We start from the raw sequence: 18,381 nt of genomic DNA on the forward strand, positions 1-18,381 counted from the left end.
ATTCCGGCCAGCTGTTCTGCGACCGTCAGGGGCCTAGCGGGTGTAAGCGTCCCACTTGTCCTGCTTGTGCTCGCCTTCGACGAAGCGGATGGTGCCGGACTTGGCGCGCATCACGATCGACTGGGTGTGGATGCGGTTGTTCTTGTAGCGGACGCCGCGCAGCAGATCGCCATCGGTGATGCCGGTGGCTGCGAAGTAGCAGTTGTCGGAGGTGACCAGGTCGTTGGTGGTCAGCACGCGGCCCAGTTCGTGGCCCGCGTCGAGAGCCTTCTGCTTCTCTGCCTCGTCGGTTGGCCACAGACGGCCCTGGATCACGCCGCCCAGCGCCTTGATGGCGCAGGCGGTCACGATGCCCTCCGGGGTGCCGCCGATGCCCATCAGCGCATCCACGCCGGTGCCCTCGCGGGTCGCGGCGATGGCTCCGGCCACGTCGCCGTCCAGGATCAGTTTGGTGCGCGCGCCGGCTTCGCGGATTTCCTCGATCAGGTCCGCGTGGCGTGGGCGGTCCAGCACGGTCACGGTGACCTGGCTGATCTTCTTGCCCTTGGCCTTGGCGATCAGGTGCAGGTTCTGCTTCACCGGCAGACGCAGGTCAACCAGCTCGGCGGCTTCCGGGCCGGTCACCAGCTTCTCCATGTAGAAGACTGCCGACGGGTCGAACATGCTGCCGCGGTCGGCCACTGCCAGCACGGACAGGGCGTTGTTCAGGCCCAGGGCGGTCAGGCGGGTGCCGTCGATCGGGTCGACTGCCACATCGCACTCGGCGCCTGAGCCGTTGCCGACCTGTTCGCCATTGAAGAGCATGGGGGCTTCGTCTTTTTCGCCTTCGCCGATCACCACGACGCCGTTGAAGTTCACGGTGGACAGCAGGCCGCGCATCGCATCCACTGCAGCACCGTCAGCGGCGTTCTTGTCACCGAATCCAACCCATGGCGAGGAGGCGATAGCCGCCGCCTCCGTGGCACGGACAAGTTCCAATGCCAGGTTACGGTCCGGCTCCGCGTCGGTTACCGACAGTCGCGAAGATAGGTGGGCGTAGTTGTTCTTTTCGGTCACGAAAGATCCCATCACTGAGTCGTAGTCATTGCGCCTATGCAAACACTGCCATTCTATCCTCTTTGCTTTCTGCGACGCATGTTGTGTCGCAGCTATCCTGCGCACACTGCGACGTGGGCTTGGGCACTGTAGTTCGAAATCCACAGAAACTTCGGGGAGAATGGGTATCGTGCAGCCCGAGAATACTGAGAACAACACCCCAGCGACTGATGCCGGGACCGCTCCCGCGATCAGCGATGAGCCCACGCGCCGCGACCTGAACGACCCGAAGGCTACCTTTGCGGATCTTCCGTACAAGCCGCAGCTGACGGAAAAGCAGTCTAAGCGTGCCAACCAGACGCTCAAGGGCATGATCATCTCGGTTGCGTTCTGCATCGCCGTGTTCATCCCCCTCTACCTGCTCAATCCGACCCCCAACGAGAAGGCCTTCGAGTCCACCGTGGACCTGCAGGCCACCGCGCAGGGCGCCTCGGAAATGGCCGGCACCGAACTCTTCGCCCCGGAGCTTGCGGAGGACGAGTACGCGAACTTCGCCCGCTGGCAGGCAAACACCGCCCAGGGTGTGCCCTACTGGGAGTTCGGCGTAGTCATCGAGGACAGCAAATTCGTCTGGGTTCGCCAAGCCGTCGACTCGAACCCGACCTGGGTCGCCCTGATCACCGACTCCGCGCTGCCTGCCGGCACCAAGCAGATCGACGGGGTGCAATGGGAAGTCCGCACTAAGGATGCCAAGACCTACCTGATCTCCGAGGAGAAGGACTCGACCTTCGTGCTGTCCAGCGACACCGGCGAGGCTGAACTTCTCGAGATGGCCCGGCTGGTCTCCGCGGACGCCAAGTAGCTTCTTCACTTTTGACGTCGAGGCGCGTCATTTATTCGATATCCGAACACTGCACCGGATAGAATCCAAATCATGCCTCAAGAAACCACACAGCATTCCATGACCCCGAACGAAGCGTGGGCGAAGCTCCGCGACGGCAACCTGCGGTTCGTCAATGACGAAACCGAGCACCCGAACCAGGACAGTGCCCGCCGCCAGTCGCTGGTCGCCGGCCAGGAGCCTTTCGCAGTGATTTTCGGCTGCTCCGACTCCCGACTTGCCGCGGAAATCATCTTCGACGTCGGACTGGGCGACATGTTTGTGGTTCGCACCGCCGGCCATGTGATCGATCTGGCCAGCATCGGCTCCCTCGAATTCGCGGTGGACGAGCTGAATGTCCCGCTGATCGTGATCCTGGGCCACAACTCCTGCGGCGCGGTCACCGGAGCCATCAACAGCCGCAACAGCGGCGTCATGCCCAAGGGCTTCGTGCGCGACCTGGTGGAGCACATCGCCCCCTCGGTCCAGGCCGCCGAGCGCCAGGGCATCACCGATGTCAACGGCACCGTGGTGGAGCACGTCAAGCAGACCACCGACCGCCTGGTGGAGCTCTCCACCGTCCTGTCCAAGGCCATTTCCGAGGGCCGCACCGCGGTGGCAGGCGTGGCCTACCACCTGGACGACGGCAAGGCGCAGCTGGTTTCCAGCCTCGGCCTGGATGTCGCCTAGGCGCTCTGGCCACGAAGCCTAAACCATCTTCTGACAGGGCTTATTCCCTGTTCCGGACATCGTCACTGTTGGTTGTGATGTTTTCGCCGAAACCTGTCTTTCGCTGGCGGTTCAGGCGTACGCTGACCCTATGATCAACAGTGACGATTTCCGTATCGAACATGACACCATGGGCGAAGTCCGGGTTCCGGCACAAGCCCTGTACCGCGCCCAGACCCAGCGCGCCGTGGAGAACTTCCCGATTTCGGGCAAGACCTTGGAGCCGGCCCACATCAAGGCCCTGGCCCAGGTGAAGAAGGCGGCGGCGCACGCGAACCGCACGCTGGAGGTACTCGACGCAGAGCGCGCCGAAGCGATCATTGCGGCGGCCGACCTGGTGGCCAGCGGGAAGTACGACGCCCACTTCCCCATCGACGTGTTCCAGACCGGCTCCGGCACCAGCTCGAACATGAACGCCAACGAGGTCATTGCCGAGCTGGCCACCCGCGCGCTGAAGGAGTCCGGCAGCGGCACCGAGGTCCACCCGAACGACCACGTGAACGCCTCGCAGTCCTCCAACGACGTCTTCCCGACCTCGGTGCACGTGGCGGCGACCGCCGCGCTGATCAACGACCTGGTCCCCGCGCTGGAAACCCTCGCCTCCTCGCTGGAAGCCAAGTCCGCGCAGTTCGCCGACGTGGTCAAGTCCGGGCGCACCCACCTGATGGACGCCACCCCGGTCACCCTGGGCCAGGAATTCAGCGGCTACGCGGCCCAGATGCGCTACGGCATCGAACGCATCCAGGCGGCCCTGCCGCGCGTGGCCGAGGTTCCGCTGGGCGGCACCGCCGTGGGCACCGGCATCAACACCCCGGACGGCTTCCCGGAAAAGGTCATCGAGTTCCTGCGCGAAGACACCGGCCTGCCGATCACCGAGGCGCGCAACCACTTCGAGGCGCAGGCCAACCGCGACGGCCTGGTCGAGGCCTCGGCGGCGCTGCGATCCATCGCGATCTCCCAGATGAAGATCGCCAACGACCTGCGCTGGATGGGTTCGGGCCCGAACACCGGCCTGGGCGAAATCGCCATCCCCGACCTTCAGCCGGGTTCCTCGATCATGCCGGGCAAGGTCAACCCGGTGATCTCCGAAGCTGCCATCCAGGTGGCCGCGCAGGTCATCGGCAACGACACCACCATCGCCTGGGCCGGTACCAACGGCGCCTTCGAGCTGAACGTGGGCATCCCGGTCATGGCCTCCAACCTGCTGGAGTCGATCCGCCTGCTGGCCAACGTCTCCACCGTCATGGCCGAAAAGATGATTGACGGGATCACCGCCAACGTGGAGCGCGCCCGCTTCCTGGCCGAGGCCTCCCCGTCCATCGTCACCCCGCTGAACAAGCTGATCGGCTACGAGAACGCGGCCAAGATCGCCAAGAAGGCGGTGGCCAACGGGCTCACCGTCCGCGAGGCCACCGTCGCGCTGGGCTTCGTCGAGCGCGGCGAAGTCACCGAAGCGCAGCTGGATGCGCTGCTGGATGTTTCCACCATGGTGGGCAAGCACTAGCGGAACCACCTTCAAGCCCGGCGCAGGCACATGCCTGCGCCGGGCTTCGCTCTGTTCCCCTCAGGGCACCAGTTGTGTGTCCTGCATGATTCGGTTCACTTCGCGGCCACATGCCACACTGGAAAAATGAAGCATCCGCATCAGGGCCTGGACTGCACCCTGCTCAGTCCCTCCCGCGACCAGTGGACTGGGATTCCGCTGCGCCTTTCGCGGCCGTTCGTTGGTCGCGTCGCGTGGCTGATCCTGGCATCCACGACGGTGGGTATCTACGCGGGATTCCGCCGCTGGGAGGATTCCGGGCCGAGGGCCCGGGTTGGCGGTTACACGCTGCTTGATGTACTGAACATTGCCGGAATCTGCCTGATCGTCGCGTTCAGCGCCGTTGGCTGGCTCATCTATCGATTCAACCATGGGCTGGCGCCGTTGTTGCTTGGTCTGATGGCGATGACCCAGACGCTGGAATCGCGCGTCGAGGCACCGTTCTGGTGGCTGGGGGCGCTGTTTGCCTCCTTGTGGGCATTGCTTGATTCCGGGTTCATGCTCCGCCAGATGCTGCACCTGCGCGCACTGGTTCGCGACTTGAGCCCGGGAACCGCGCTGAGCCTTACCGAAGACTCCCGCTACCAGCTGCGGTTCGGTGCCGGGGTGAATCTAATGCTCGCGATCGCCTGGTGGCTGCTGGCGGCAGTGCTCTGGTGGATCACACTGCGGATCTTCAACAGCATGCCCGGACCGGGTGCTGCCGATCCGGGGCGTTCTTGGTGGTCCGATTTCCTGGCCAGTGCTGCGGTGCTGGCTTCGGCGATGGGATGCTACCTGTTGCTGCGGTTTGCCTTGGGAGGAGTCGCCCGGTCCCTGACAGGCGTCCATGCTTGGCAGTTGCCCGCCGGCCCTGGCCCCGTCGCGGAGTTGTCGCCGGAGTCGGACATCGAAGCGGGAATGATCGATGTCGGGCGTGATACCGCCGAAGCGCGCTGCATTTGCCTCACCGAGCTCCTTCAGGTCTTCCCTGACGATGCCCTCGATATCCGCTCAAGCCCCGAAGTCAGCGCCAACAACCACTGCCCCATCCACGGGATCGACGCGCTCAATGCGATGACCCCCGAGGAATTCCGGCGGGCGGCCAGCTCCACTTGGCTGTGGGACCCACTGTCCAAGGTCCCGTTCAGCTGCGACGACCCGGGCGCGATACCGGTGGTGGTCGGCTTCTCTGGCGCGGCCTATACCGGCTACTACGGTACCGCTACGTCCCAGGGAACCATTGAGTTCCCGGAAACGCCGGACAGGGCTGTCGAACGCGGCCAAGGCGAAAAATCCAACGAACCGGAACCCGCCGCCGCGCCCTCGGTAGGGGCCGTGGACCGGGTTGATCTCCGTCCTGCAGGGATCTCCGGGCACGCGGTGCGCTACCGGCATGCGCGGGCGTGGTTCGTCCCCGAGACATAGCCTCCGCAAGCCGGCGGAACGTTGCTACCCTCAACACTATGAGCCGCACCACACGCACACTGTCCAGGCGACTGGCACTGGGCCTCGGGCCGTTCCTGGTCCTCGCCCTCGCCGCGTTTTTCATCTTCGCCCCGGGGATCGTCGAACGCAGCCACAACGAGCTGGCGGACACTGCGCTGCCTCAGCTCGGCGACGAGGCGAAGGCCGTCCATGGCAAGCTGCAGATCGTGGACATGCACTCGGACACACTCATGTGGGATCGCTCCCTGCTCAAGCGCGCCACCCGCGGCCACGTCGACCTGCCGAGGCTGCAGGAAGGCAATGTGGCCCTGCAGGTCTTCTCCTCCGTGTCCAAGTCCCCGGTGGGCCAGAACTACGAGTCGAACAGCGCGGATTCGGACAACATCACGCTCCTGAGCATCGCCCAACTGCAGCCTCCGAAGACCTGGTTCTCGCCGTTTGAACGATCGCGCTTCCACGCCACGAAGCTGCGCGAGGCCGCACAGCGCTCCGAGGGGGCGCTGCGCACCATCACCACGAAGGCCCAGCTGAAAGACCTGCTGGCCCAGCGCGCCCAGGGCGCCAATGTCACCGGGGCGCTGTTCTCGGTCGAGGGGCTGCAGAACCTAGAGGGAGATCTCAAGAACCTGGACGTGCTCTTCGCCGACGGCATGCGCATGGCCGGGCTGACGCATTTCTTCGACAACGAAGTGGCCGGCTCGATGCACGGCGAGGCCAAGGGCGGGCTCACCGACCTGGGCCGCGAAGCGGTCACCCGCATGGAGCAGCTGGGGATCGTCATCGACCTCGCCCATGCCAGCAACCAGAGCATCGACGAGGTATTGGCCATGGCCACCCGGCCCGTGGTCTTCAGCCGCGGCGGAGTGCAGGCCACCTGCCAGGTGAACCGCAACCTGAGCGATGCGCAGATCCGCGCCGTGGCCGCCACCGGCGGGGTCATCGGCATCGGCTACTGGGATGCCGCCGTCTGCCGGCTGGACGTGGATGCGGTGGTGGACGCCATCGAGCACGTGATCGCGGTGGGAGGCCTGGACAGCGCCGCGCTGGGCAGCGACTTCGACGGATCCACCGAGGTCGTCTGGGACACCCGTCAGCTTGCGTTGGTCACCCAAGAGCTGATGGATCGCGGCCGTTCCGCGGCGGAGATCCAGGCCATCATGGGCGGCAACACCCTGCGGGTGCTGGGCCAGGTGCTACCGGCCGGCTAGCCCGGCCCGTCCGCTGCTACAGGCTGATCCAGTAGCGGCGCAGGTCCTCGACGGCGCCGAAGGGCTCGGCGATTTCCTCCCGCGGCACGATGCGCTCCATGTCGCCGCCGCAGGCCTCGATGGTCTTGGCTGAGGCGATGTTCGAGCCATTACAGGTGACCAGCACGCGTCGCAGGCCCAACGCCCGGGCCTGCTCCAGCGCCCCGGCGAGCGCGAGCTTGGCCAGCCCTTGGCCTCGGGCTGCTGGGCGGATCCCGTATCCGATATGCCCGCCGATTTCCTGAAGGAAGTCGTTCACCAGGGCGTGGCGCAGGCTCACCGCCCCGAGGTACTCTCCCCCGCGCTCAAGCCACAGCGTGCTTTGCGCGGCGAAGCCAACCGGTGGCACCGCGCCCGGCTCGCCCATCTCATTGAGCAGCTGCACCCACTGGGCAAACCCCTGCAGCGTGCGCAGGTCCCAGCCGAACTTCGACGCAAAGAAGACGCTGGCCCCGTCCTGGTCGGTGGTTTCCCACTCGTCCCAGCTCTTCAGCCAGGAGTTGTGCAGGGCGGCGGTCGGCGGGCGGAGCTCAATACTTGTCATTCCCCGAGCCTATGTCGCAGATCCGGCAGCTGTCGAAGCCGGTGTGCACCCAGTCACCTTATTTGCACTATCAGAGTTAAAGTGCAAAACTGCACTTTATGGAGAATAGTGCAAAAGATGATCCCGCGGCGAAGGGCAAGGGCCCTCATCTGAGCGCCCGCATGCTCAAGACCCGGCTGGCGATCACCCGGCAGGCCCGCACGCTGACGGCGGAGCACGGCTACAACGGCTTCACCGTCGAGCAGCTGTGCGAACACGTGGGCATCTCACGCCGCACGTTCTTCAACTACTTCCCCACCAAGCTGGACGCGGTCTTCGGCCACGACACCGACGAGATCCCCGAGGGCGCCGTGGAACGCTTCATGGCCGCCCGCCCGGAGGGGCTCACCGGGATCTCCCCCACCCTGCTGGCCGACCTGGTCGAGCTGGCGCTGGAACAGCTGACGCACGACGAGCAGGCCATCGTCAGCACCCACGGCTTCTTCTCCGTCATCCACCGCGAGCCCGAGCTGCTGCAGCGCATGATGCAGGTCGGTCCCGAAAAGGAAGCGGAATTCCTGCAGCTGATGGCCACCCGCGAAGGCGTGGAACCGGACGACCCGCAGCTGGTGGTCCTGGTCCACATCCTGCATCTGGCAGTCATGAAATCCGTGGACCGCTATGTGAAGGGCTCTGGCGAGCGCTCGATCACCGAGGAATTCCTGGAGTACATGGAAAAAGCCCGAAATATCCTCGCCCAGCCCCTGACGCGGCCGAACCCGTAAACCAAGAACTCCTGCAAGGACAGCCATGACCACCACCACTTCCCGCGGCAAGCCCTCGGGTGATGCACCGCTGGCACTGACCCAGCGGCGCATCTGGATCATCTTCTCGGCATTGATCGCCGGCATGATGCTCTCCTCCCTGGACCAGACCATCGTCTCCACCGCCATGCCCACCATCGTGGGCCAGCTCGGCGGCGTGGAGCACCAGGCCTGGATCACCACTTCCTACCTGTTGGCCACCACCATCGTCATGCCGATCTACGGCAAGTTCGGCGACGTGCTGGGCCGGCGCAACCTGTTCCTGATCGCCATCGCCCTGTTCACCCTGGCCTCGGTGGGCGCGGCGTTCTCCACCGACTTCTGGACCTTCGTGGTGTTCCGCGCCATGCAGGGCTTGGGCGGCGGCGGCTTGATGATCCTCTCGCAGGCCATCATCGCCGACATCGTTCCGGCATCCGAGCGCGGCAAGTACATGGGCCCGCTGGGCGGCATCTTCGGTTTGTCCGCGGTGGCCGGGCCGCTGCTGGGTGGCTTCTTCGTCGACCACCTTTCCTGGCAGTGGGCGTTCTACATCAACATCCCGATCGGCGTCGCCGCCTTCCTGATCGCCTGGTTCACGCTGACCCTGCCGAGCAAGAAGGCCGAGAAGAAGATCGACGTCCTGGGCGTGATCCTGCTGTCCATCGCCACCACCTGCCTGATCTTCTTCACCGACTTCGGCGGCTCCGCCGACCACGGCTGGGCCGCACTGGAAACCTGGGCGTGGGGCGCCGGTTTGGTGACCGCCGCGCTGCTGTTCGTGCTGGTCGAGTCCCGCGCCGCGGACCCGATCATCCCGCTGGGCCTGTTCAAGAACAAGGTCTTCATCAATGCCACCGCCATAGGCTTCACCCTGGGCATCGGCATGTTCTCCGCCATCGCGTTCGTCCCGACCTTCCTGCAGATGTCCTCGGGCACCTCCGCGGCGGTTTCCGGGCTGCTGATGCTGCCGATGATGGCTGGCATGATGGGCACCTCGATCTACTCGGGTATCGCCATCACCAAGTCGGGCCGCTACAAGGGCTACCCGATCGCCGGCACCGTGGTCACCGCCATCGCGATGCTGTGCTTCACCACGCTGACCGCGCAGACCCCGCTGTGGCTGATCTGCGTGTACCTGTTCTTCCTGGGCGCGGGCATGGGCCTGATCATGCAGGTGGTGGTGCTGGTGGTGCAGAACGCCGTGGATCCGCAGATGGTCGGCGTGGCCACCTCCACCAACAACTACTTCCGCGAGGTCGGCGCCTCGCTGGGTGTCGCGATCTTCGGCGCGATGTTCACCAACCGGCTCTCCGAGAAGCTGATGGAGGTGTTCTCCGGCGCCGGGGCCGACCCCGAGGATGCCGGACGGGCCACCGCCACGCTGGATCCGGAAACCCTCTCGCAGCTGCCCGAACCCCTGCGCGACGGCATCGTGACCGCCTACGCGGACTCGCTGGCCCCGGTGTTCTGGTACCTGATTCCGTTCCTGGTCGTGGCCTTCGGGCTGGCGCTGTTCCTGAAGCAGGTCCCGCTCTCCGAGCAGGCGGGCATGGTGGCCCGTGGCGAGGCCATCGCCGGCGAGGAAGCCGAAGCCGTGGAGGCCGCCCAGCGGTCAGGTGGCGCCGCCCGGCCGGAGGCTGCCACGCAGGTCGAGCCGGACTCCGGTTCGGTGCCGGTTCAGGACCCGAAGGAGCAGCGCAACAGCTGACCCGGTGTCGGATCTGAACTGTTTCGGAAAAGAGCATGCCCCGCACCGTGGTGCGGGGCATGCTCTTTGCCTTGTGGGGACCGAGGGCCGGCCGCGGCACCGGTCAGGCGGCGAAGTAGCCGCCCGGGCGGGGATTCAGCGCCCAGTCGATGGCCCGCTCATGCAGCGGCGGAAGCTGCGGCCGCTCATCGAGCTGGAAGTAGCCGACCTCGAGGTTCTCGTCATCACCCCGGACCGCGTGGCCGGACCGGTGCGCCGCCTTGAACACCAGGTCCAGGTACTGCGCATGGTCGCCATTGGGGTACACGGTCGGCGCGGTGATGCCCACGCCGAGCAGGTCGGTGATTTCGCATTCCACCCCGGTTTCCTCCAGCACCTCCCGCGCTGCGGTGTGCGAGGCTTCTTCCCCGGGTTCGATGATTCCTGCCGGCAGGGTCCATTTGCCGTTGTCAGCACGGCGCACCAGCAGCACCCGGTCCTCGTCGAAAACCACGACCTTCACCCCGGACAGCCACAACATTTCGTGTCCGATATGGGTTCTCAGATTCGTGATGAATTCAGGGGTGGGCATGAACCTATCGTGCCACACCCAGCGCAATGAGCGCACCGAGGATCATGAACGGGCCGAAGGGCACCGCCGACTTCAGGGTCAGCCGGCGCAGGATCGTCCCGCCCAGCACGAACAGCGCTGCCATGACGAAGGCCAGCAGCGTGGCGAGGAACAGCGAGGGCAGGGAGAAATACGCCAGGTTCAACCCGAGCACGGAGGCGAGCTTCACGTCCCCCATGCCCATGGCCCCGGAGGATACCAGCGACACCAGCAGGTACCCGCCGCACAGCAGCGCCATGCCGAACAGGGCCCGCAGCACCGGCCAGAAATCCATGCGGACCGCGCCCAGCAGCGCGAGGATGACCACTGAGGCCAGCAGCCACCTAGCGACCAGCCGGTTGGGCAGCCGGTGCCCGGCGATATCCGCGGCGGACAGCGCGTACCCGAACCCTGCATAACAAAGCAGCAGCGCGGCGACCAGCAGCGCCGTCGCCCACGATTCCCGGGCGACCGCCAGGATCTGCACCGTGCTGTGCTCCATCATGCTTCCAGCATAGGCGCGGGCGCCGACGGTGTCGGCGGGCCCGGCGGGAATGTGCACAACCGGTGCTATTCGCGGCTTCGGCTCCTAGACTGGAATCATGACCCAGCCAGCAGCACCCCCGCTTTTCCCCGGACACCCGCTGCCCGATTCGGCGGCCCGGCGGCATGTGCGCGCCCTGGCCCGCTCCGCGCCCTGGCTGAGCACATCGGTGCGCATCTCCTTCCAGGTGCCGCAGGAGTTCCAGGACCCGGCCCGGGGCTTGGAAGGCCGCCTGGAGCTGATCCTGCGGCAGCGCGAGGCCGCCGCGGCCTTCGACGAGGCCGGCCGGCCGGTCTACCAGCGCGAGCATTTCACCGCCGACCGCGGACGCGATTACGTGGCCACCGCCTCCGCCTCCTCGTGGAAGCTGCCTGCCAGCCTGACCTCCCCGGTCTTCACCAGCGACCGGCTGGTGCTGCGCCGCCCAGAGATCGCCGGGTTCGGCGACCTGCTGCCGCTGCCGTTCCTGTCCACGATGCTCGACCCGTTCGAGATTGCCGGCGCGGAGCCAGCCTCGCTGGATCTGGCCTTCGACCATCCGACCTACATCCACGAGCTGGCCGAGACCGAGTTCGCCGGGCGCCCGGCGCTGGCGGCGGTGTTGTCCGCCGGGTACAGCTACCGGCCGTGCCTGGCTGACTTCGCGCTGGTGCCGCCCGAAACCAGGACGCTGGTCATGCTGGATGCGGACACCGGGATCTGCGTGCACCGGCGCGTGCTGGATGCCGGCAGCCGGGTTCCGGAAATCAGCCTGCAGGTCTTGGCGCACGACGAGTACTACATCGACTCGCTGTTCACCGCCCCGGCTCCCACGCTGACCGATGTCAGGGCACCGATCCCGTGGGAGCTGCGCAAGGACGCCGGCCGCGGCTAACCCAGGTAGGGGCCGTCCAGCATCTCGGTGACCAGCGCGGCGATGGCCGAACGCTCGGAGCGGGTCAGCGTGACGTGCCCGAACAGCGCGTGCCCCTTGAGCTGCTCCACCACCGCGGCCACGCCGTCGTGGCGTCCCACATGCAGGTTGTCGCGCTGGGCCACGTCATGGGTCAGCACCACCTTTGAATTCTGCCCGATGCGCGAGAGCACGGTGAGCAGCACATTGCGTTCCAGGGACTGCGCCTCGTCCACGATCACGAAGGCGTCATGTAGCGACCGGCCGCGGATGTGGGTCAACGGCAGCACCTCCAGCATGCCGCGGTCCACCACCTCGTCGATCACGTTCTTGGACACGATGGAGCCGAGGGTGTCGAAGACCGCCTGGGCCCAGGGGCCCATCTTCTCCCCTTCGGAGCCCGGCAGGTAGCCCAGTTCCTGCCCGCCGACCGCATACAGCGGACGGAATACGGTGATCTTCCGGTGCTCCCGGCGCTCCATGACAGCTTCCATGCCGGCGCACAGCGCCAGGGCGGACTTGCCGGTGCCTGCATTGCCGCCCAGCGAGACGATGCCCACCCCGGGGTCCATCAGCAGGTCAAGGGCGATGCGCTGCTCGGCGCTGCGCCCGTGCAGCCCGAAGGCCTGCTGGTCGCCGCGCACCAGCTTCAAGGTCGTGGCATCCGTCTTGCGCCCCAGCGCGCTGCCGCGCGGGGAGGTGATCACGAAACCCGTGTTGACCGGGGCGTCGGCGATCTCCGGCAGGTTGGCCAGCTGTTCGCGTTCGTAGAGGGAAGCCATCGCGTCCTCGCCCAGTTCCAGCTGCTGGATTCCGCTCCAACCGGTAGAGGTGATCAGTTCGCTGCGGTAGACCTCCGCATGGATGCCGATGGCCGAGGCCTTGATGCGCATCGGCAGGTCCTTGGTCACCAGGGCGACGTCCTGGCCCTGGTCCAGCAGGTGCTTGGCCACGGCGAGGATCCGGGTGTCGTTCTCTCCCGTCCGCATTCCCACCGGCAGCACCTCGGCGGCGATGTGGTTCAGCTCGATACGCAGCGTTCCACCGAGCTCGGAGACCGGCACCGCGCGGGATAGCCCGCCGTGGCTTGCAATCAGGTCGTCCAGCAGCCGCAGGGCCTGGCGGGCGAAGTACCCGAGTTCCGGGTCCTTGCGCTTGTTCTCCAGCTCGGTGATGACGGTCAGCGGGATCACCACGTGGTGCTCCTCGAAGCGGTACATCGCCCGCGGGTCGGAGAGCAGCACCGACGTATCGATCACGTAGGTCCGGACAGCCTCGTCAGCATTTCGGGTCATGGCAGCGCACCTATTCTCGGTTCCGGCGTGGGGAGCATTCCCCACGCATGTGTGGGGACTCCCGGCACCGGATGTCCAAGGGCGAATCCGGCGGTGAAACCGGTGAACGCTGCTGTGGTCATCTAGTGGGAAACCCTTCGCTCAGCGGGGGCTGCTTGCCCCCGCCTTAGTGCCCACGATAGCCCCAAAACCCGGGCAGCGAACATCGTGTCGGGTTACGAGTAGGCAACGTTTTTCCCAATATTTGCCGCGCCGCGGATTCCTAGGTGCCGAAGCGGCGCTGGCGGTCGGCGAAATCACGCAGGGCGCGCAGGAAATCTACCCGCCGGAAGTCCGGCCACAACGCTTCGCAGAAGTAGAACTCGGAGTAGGCGCTCTGCCAGGTCAAAAAGCCGCTCAGGCGCTGCTCCCCGCTGGTGCGGATCACCAGGTCCGGGTCGGGCTGTCCCTTGGTGTACAGGTAGGACTCGATGTCATCGGTGCACAGCTGGTCGGTGACCTGTTCGAGGGTGCGCCCGTCCTTGGCTGCATCGCGCAGCAGCGACTTGATGGCGTCCAGGATTTCCCGGCGTCCGCCGTAGCCGATGGCCACGTTCACGTGCACCCCGCCGCGGTTCGCCGTTGCGGATTCCAGCGCAGCCAGCTTCTGCGCCAGCTCCGCAGGCAGCAGGTCGCGGGCCCCGACCTGCTGGACCTTGACCCGGTTGGTCTCTCCCAGCCGGTCCAGCGTGGACCCGATGACTTCAAGCAGGTCGCGCAGCTCCCCCGGCTCGCGGTTCAGGTTGTCCGTGGAGAGCATGTACAGGGTGACGACCTTGATGTTCAGGTCTTCGCACCAGTCCAGGAACTCCAGGATCTTGTCCGCGCCGGCCTGGTGGCCGGCGACCGTCGGGGTTCCAGCGAGCTTGGCCCAACGGCGGTTGCCGTCCACCATCACGCCGATGTGGTGCGGCAGCTTGTCGGCAGGAAGCGACTTTGCCAGGCGCCGTTCATAGAAACGGTACGCGAGGTTGGGAAGCTGCACCGCGCCCTGCCTTTCCTTGGAAATCAAAAACCCTAGATTCTAAATCTACCGTGTCCGCCCGCCCGTTCCCTTCATCTTGCGTGGCGGAAGCGGTGATTCAGCGGTGGTGCAGGGTTTGCACAAAGCGCTCCAGCGAATCCACCGGGGCCTGGCACAGCTCCTTGCGGCATCCCTGGATGCGCAGCGTCCCCGCAGGACCCGCTGCGTCTTTCTCCTCGCGTAGTTCCAGTCGCATCGACCGGCCCAGCCGGCGCAGCCGCGCCAGCTGATCCGGCTGCGCGCCGCCCACGGTCACGTACTGCACGGGAGCGTTGAGCACGGCCTGGACTTCCAGCGCGGTGGCGACCTGGGTCGGGACTTCGGTGGCCAGCGCCAGCGCATGCACGGTCAGCTCCCCCGCCCGCTCCAGGCCGGCGGCTTGGGCGTCGGTCCAGGCGCCGTCCGCCATGGCCGTGACCGCCCGGCGCGCCAGCGCCATGGCGTACAACGCACCGGCGGCCGGGATGGCGTCATCCAGGACTGTCGCCGCGCCGGCCGCTCGCTGGGCGCTCAGCCGCGCATCCAGCTGCACCGCATCGCGCGGCACCCCGGTCCCAGGATCGATGAAGTCGCCAGCGCGTTCCAGCAGCGCATCGGCGCGAGCTGCCCAGGGCCCGTTGCCCCGCGCGGAGTCCAGGGCCAGCAGTCCCAGGGCCAGCGCCGCGTAGTCCTGCAAGGTTCCCTCGTTGGAGTGCTCGGCCTTCCCGGCGAAGCTGACCCGGGCCAGGCGGCGGGTTTCGGGGTCCCAATGCGCCTGCCACACTGCGATGGCGGCGTCCTCGGCCATCTCCAGCAATTCGGGTGCGTCCAGCAGTGCGCCGGCCTCGCATAGGGCCTCGATAGCCAGTCCATTCCATCCGGCGATGACCTTGGCATCCCGCCCGGGCCGCTGGCGTGTGGCCCGCACCAGGCCGAGCTCCTGTTTCAGCTGGTTCCACAGCGGCTCTTCCCCGGCATGGGGGAATCGGGCCAGCGACAGGCAGTAGCGTCCGGGATCCTCGGCGACCTCGGCGAGCCGGACCAGGTTCGGCGGCAGGGCGTCGAGCCCGTCGAGGGCCGCGTTCAGTTCGGCCCGGGAGAACGTGTAGTAGGCGCCTTCGATGCTCTTCCCCTCGCGCGGCGAATCGGCGTCCAGCGAGCTGGCCAGGGCCTGCGGCCCGCCGCCGTCCGCGCCGACACGCATCTCGCGGCGCAGGAATTCGGCGGTGTCCAGGGCGGCGGCCCGGGCGGCTGCGGCAAGGGCTTCGCCGCGCTGCTGCTGGGCGCCGGCGGCGCCGCGCGCGTATTCCCCGGCGAGCACGGCGCTGCGGGCGCACAGCGAGAGCAGCCCGGCGTTGTCGTAGAGCATTTTCTCGAAGTGCGGTACCGACCAGTGCTCGTCTACGCAGTAGCGGGCGAAGCCGCCGCCCAGATGGTCCTGCAGGCCGCCGCGCAGGATCGCCTCCAGCGTGGTGGCTGCGGCGTTGAAGGCCTCGTCGCCGCGGCTGCCTCCGGCCAACGCCGAGCGCCACAGGGTTTTCAGCGCCCAGGTGGGCGGGAATTTCGGTGCGGGCGTGGTGCCGCCCTCAGGTCGGGTGGCGGAGATCCAGTGCGTCACTGCAGCTTCCTGGGACTGCTGCGCGGGCAGCGCCGAATGCAGGGACAACAAGGCGCCCTGCCTGGCGCCGAGCTCCGCCAGGTGGCCGGCGAGCATGTCTGCCTGTTCGGCCAGCCCGTCGCGCTTGGTTTCCCAGGCTTCATTCACGGCGTTGAGCACCTGGGTGAAGGAGGGGGTCTTGCCCCGGGGCACGGCCGGATAGTAGGTTCCGGCGTGGAAGGCCCTGCCGTCGGGCAGTGCGAAGATGGTCATGGGCCAGCCCCCGGCGCCGGTGAGCGCCTGGGTGGCCATCATGTAGGTGTCGTCCACCAGCGGGTGTTCCTCGCGGTCCACCTTGATGGCGACAAAACGCTCGTTGAGCAGCTGCGCGATGGCGGGGTCGTCAAAGGACTCATGGCTCATCACGTGGCACCAGTGGCATGCCGAGTACCCGATGGAGAGCATCACCGGGACATCGCGCAGGCGCGCCTGTTCGAAGGCCTGGTCCCCGTAGGGGAACCAGTCCACTAGCTGGTGCGCATGTTGCCTGAGGTATTGGCTCGAAGAGCCTGAAAGTCGCTGAGCCACGACTTCAAGCTAGCACGGACTACTTGTCTTCGCTGGTCTTCGGGTCGATCGGCTCGTCCGGCTCTTCCAGCGTGCGCTTTTCGACTTCGTCCATCATCTGCTGCTGGCGCTGCTCGGCCTCGGACTGGTAGCGCACACGGCGTACGCGACGGACCATGTCACGCATCAGGAAAATGCCGGCGACAACCATCACGGCGGTGAAGACGAAGCCGAGGAAACCGGGACCGTAGTCGCTGGCCTTCTCGGTGCCGAAGGTATTGCGGGTCGATGCCAGGATCACGGACGCGTAAATCGCATTCACGGTGTACAGACAACTCATTTCTACAGCTGGAAGGTATTGGGAACTATCTTAGTCCGGCAAACAGGTCGGACTCCGGCAGTTCGGTGGCCACCTTGGAGGAAATCAAGGTGTAGTCCTCCCACGGCCAGCTTTCAGCATAGACGTGTTCCGGAACGGCGAAGAAGAATCCCTCGGGATCTATCTGGGTTCGGTGGGCCAGCAGGGCCTGATCGCGCTGGGAGAAGTAGTCTGCGCACAGGATCTGGGTGGTCGTGGTGTGTGGCGAAACCCACTTGAACATCTGGTTGTCCTCGTCGGCTTCCCACTGGGCCACGCGCTCGGTGTAGGGCGATTCGTAGCCCGACTCGAGCATCGCGTAGTGCAGGGTGCGGAAGCGCTCCGGGGAGAACGCGCGGTCGTAGTAGAGCTTGCCGACCTGCCACGGGTCGCCCAGCTCGGGGTACATTTCCGGGTTTCCGGCGTGCTCGAAGGCGAAGGTGGAAACCTTGTGGCACTGGATGTGGTCCGGATGCGGGTAGCCGCCGTTTTCGTCATAGGTGACGATAACGTGCGGGCGGAATTCGCGGATCAGCTTGATGATGCCGACCGAGGCGGTCTCCACCGGCTGCAGGGCGAAGGCGCCGAAGGGAAGCTCGGGCAGCGGGTCGCCCTCGGGGAGCCCGGAGTCGACGTAGCCCAGCCAGCGGTGCTTGATGCCCAGGACCGCGGCGGCTTCAGCCATTTCGGTGCGGCGCACTCCGGCCAGGTCACGGTGCGCGTGGGCCAGCTCGCCGGCCGCCGCGTTGAGGATGTCCCCGCGTTCGCCGCCGGTGCAGCTGACGACCATGACCTCCGCGCCGGCGTCGACGTAGGCGGCCATGGTCGCGGCGCCCTTGGATGACTCGTCGTCGGGATGCGCATGGATCGCCATGAGCCGCAGGCCCTGGGAAGGGGCGATCTTTTTCATCACGTGGTTCTCCACTGGTCAACTTCCTTCAGCACTTTGTACACTCGCGCGGGGCTTTCGCGCCAGCCCTCTATCTCAACCACTGTCCGACCTCCCGTTATTCCCCGGAGCAAGTCAACGGTAGACTTAACACCCAGGACCCAATGAACGGAAGGCCCTTGAATACCGGGCCACCGCCAAGGCAAGAGAGTGGTGCAAGGCGCGCAATGTCTGATCCAAGCTTAACGGCTCGCTACAACAACCCCAAGAAACGCCACCTGTCGAAAAAGAACCGCAACATCCTGATCGGTTCGGCCCTGGTCATTGGAATCGCCGGCGCAGCCTATTTCGCTTCCTCAAACTATGACGCGCTTTCCTACCAGGACGTCAGTTTCGACGTCGAGTCCCCCACCATGGCCCAGGCGACGATCGCCGTTGAATACAACGCCAAGGACCGGGTACAGTGCGATGTTCGCGCCATGAACAAAACCAAAGCCATCGTCGGATTCAAGACCATCGTATTGGATCCGGGCGAACAGACCGGCGTGGTGAAGCAAACGCTCACCGTGGATCTGCACACCGACAACCTGGCCGTCACCGCCGGGATCGAGGAATGCACTGTCGTCCCGCAGGACTTCAAAGGCTGACATTTCCCCTGTTGACTCACCTGATAGCTGAAACTATTGGGTTTATTCAGGTTTGGCGACTA

18 protein-coding genes are annotated in these 18,381 nt (G+C 65.9%); 9 read left to right on the forward strand and 9 right to left on the reverse strand.

From position 1 onward, the window contains the following. Positions 1-33: 33 nt before the first annotated feature. Positions 34-1,068 carry a class II fructose-bisphosphatase gene (glpX, locus tag ATC04_RS14250; protein ID WP_047118450.1) on the reverse strand — a complete coding sequence of 345 codons (1,035 nt, stop codon included), beginning with the start codon at positions 1,066-1,068 and terminating at the stop codon, positions 34-36. A gap of 148 nt (positions 1,069-1,216) precedes the next feature. Between glpX and ATC04_RS14255 the strand changes: the two genes are divergently transcribed. The 5 genes from ATC04_RS14255 (at position 1,217) to ATC04_RS14275 (ending at position 6,823) form a co-directional block, all read left to right on the forward strand. Then, the gene (locus tag ATC04_RS14255) at positions 1,217-1,897 is read left to right on the forward strand and encodes a DUF4245 domain-containing protein (RefSeq protein WP_047118449.1); all 681 of its coding nucleotides are present in this window, start codon (positions 1,217-1,219) and stop codon (positions 1,895-1,897) included. A gap of 72 nt (positions 1,898-1,969) precedes the next feature. Further along, positions 1,970-2,605, forward strand: coding sequence for a carbonic anhydrase (locus tag ATC04_RS14260; protein ID WP_082123811.1), 636 nt, complete (start codon positions 1,970-1,972; stop codon positions 2,603-2,605). Between the two features lie 130 nt (positions 2,606-2,735). Further along, on the forward strand, positions 2,736-4,148 hold the full coding sequence (locus ATC04_RS14265; RefSeq protein ID WP_047118447.1) for a class II fumarate hydratase: 1,413 nt from the start codon (positions 2,736-2,738) through the stop codon (positions 4,146-4,148). A gap of 126 nt (positions 4,149-4,274) precedes the next feature. Then, the gene (locus ATC04_RS14270) at positions 4,275-5,594 is read left to right on the forward strand and encodes a hypothetical protein (RefSeq protein WP_047118446.1); all 1,320 of its coding nucleotides are present in this window, start codon (positions 4,275-4,277) and stop codon (positions 5,592-5,594) included. 38 nt (positions 5,595-5,632) lie between these two features. Further along, complete coding sequence (locus ATC04_RS14275; RefSeq protein WP_047118445.1) at positions 5,633-6,823, forward strand: dipeptidase; 1,191 nt, start codon at positions 5,633-5,635, stop codon at positions 6,821-6,823. A 16-nt stretch (positions 6,824-6,839) separates the two neighbouring features. Here ATC04_RS14275 and ATC04_RS14280 read toward each other — a convergent pair whose 3' ends face one another. Next, a complete protein-coding gene (locus ATC04_RS14280) occupies positions 6,840-7,406 on the reverse strand; it encodes a GNAT family N-acetyltransferase (RefSeq protein WP_047118444.1) in 567 nt (188 codons plus the stop codon). A 98-nt stretch (positions 7,407-7,504) separates the two neighbouring features. Between ATC04_RS14280 and ATC04_RS14285 the strand changes: the two genes are divergently transcribed. Together ATC04_RS14285 and ATC04_RS14290 are read left to right on the forward strand one after the other, a co-directional pair. Further along, positions 7,505-8,170: a TetR/AcrR family transcriptional regulator gene (locus ATC04_RS14285; protein ID WP_047118443.1), complete on the forward strand. Its 666-nt coding sequence runs from the start codon at positions 7,505-7,507 to the stop codon at positions 8,168-8,170. 25 nt (positions 8,171-8,195) lie between these two features. Further along, positions 8,196-9,899 carry an MDR family MFS transporter gene (locus ATC04_RS14290; RefSeq protein WP_047118442.1) on the forward strand — a complete coding sequence of 568 codons (1,704 nt, stop codon included), beginning with the start codon at positions 8,196-8,198 and terminating at the stop codon, positions 9,897-9,899. A 103-nt stretch (positions 9,900-10,002) separates the two neighbouring features. On the opposite strand, the gene ATC04_RS14295 is transcribed toward ATC04_RS14290, so the two are convergent. Both ATC04_RS14295 and ATC04_RS14300 read right to left on the reverse strand, forming a co-directional pair. After that, on the reverse strand, positions 10,003-10,470 hold the full coding sequence (locus ATC04_RS14295; protein ID WP_047118441.1) for an NUDIX domain-containing protein: 468 nt from the start codon (positions 10,468-10,470) through the stop codon (positions 10,003-10,005). 4 nt (positions 10,471-10,474) lie between these two features. Beyond that, complete coding sequence (locus tag ATC04_RS14300) at positions 10,475-10,993, reverse strand: A24 family peptidase (RefSeq protein ID WP_152666795.1); 519 nt, start codon at positions 10,991-10,993, stop codon at positions 10,475-10,477. Positions 10,994-11,090: 97 nt separating this feature from the next. Here ATC04_RS14300 and ATC04_RS14305 point away from each other — a divergent pair, with 97 nt between their 5' ends. After that, entirely contained in the window at positions 11,091-11,906 is an 816-nt protein-coding gene (locus ATC04_RS14305; protein WP_052772267.1) for a hypothetical protein, read from the forward strand. On the opposite strand, the gene ATC04_RS14310 is transcribed toward ATC04_RS14305, so the two are convergent. The 5 genes from ATC04_RS14310 to mca all read right to left on the reverse strand — a co-directional run bounded on the left by ATC04_RS14310 (position 11,903) and on the right by mca (position 17,693). Next, positions 11,903-13,219: a PhoH family protein gene (locus ATC04_RS14310; RefSeq protein WP_047118440.1), complete on the reverse strand. Its 1,317-nt coding sequence runs from the start codon at positions 13,217-13,219 to the stop codon at positions 11,903-11,905. The two genes, ATC04_RS14305 and ATC04_RS14310, sit on opposite strands and share 4 nt — an antisense overlap. A gap of 262 nt (positions 13,220-13,481) precedes the next feature. Beyond that, positions 13,482-14,243, reverse strand: coding sequence for an isoprenyl transferase (locus ATC04_RS14315; RefSeq protein ID WP_047118439.1), 762 nt, complete (start codon positions 14,241-14,243; stop codon positions 13,482-13,484). Positions 14,244-14,340: 97 nt separating this feature from the next. Continuing rightward, the gene (locus ATC04_RS14320; protein WP_082123810.1) at positions 14,341-16,446 is read right to left on the reverse strand and encodes a DUF255 domain-containing protein; all 2,106 of its coding nucleotides are present in this window, start codon (positions 16,444-16,446) and stop codon (positions 14,341-14,343) included. Positions 16,447-16,465: 19 nt separating this feature from the next. Beyond that, complete coding sequence (locus ATC04_RS14325) at positions 16,466-16,765, reverse strand: hypothetical protein (protein ID WP_157359291.1); 300 nt, start codon at positions 16,763-16,765, stop codon at positions 16,466-16,468. A gap of 25 nt (positions 16,766-16,790) precedes the next feature. Then, on the reverse strand, positions 16,791-17,693 hold the full coding sequence (mca, locus tag ATC04_RS14330) for a mycothiol conjugate amidase Mca (RefSeq protein WP_047118616.1): 903 nt from the start codon (positions 17,691-17,693) through the stop codon (positions 16,791-16,793). A 206-nt stretch (positions 17,694-17,899) separates the two neighbouring features. On the opposite strand from mca, the gene ATC04_RS14335 reads away from it, so the two are divergent. After that, entirely contained in the window at positions 17,900-18,319 is a 420-nt protein-coding gene (locus ATC04_RS14335; RefSeq protein ID WP_047118437.1) for a DUF4307 domain-containing protein, read from the forward strand. Positions 18,320-18,381 lie beyond the last annotated feature (62 nt).

It is taken from the genome of Arthrobacter sp. YC-RL1 (assembly GCF_001454985.1).
Lineage (GTDB): Bacteria > Actinomycetota > Actinomycetes > Actinomycetales > Micrococcaceae > Glutamicibacter > Glutamicibacter soli.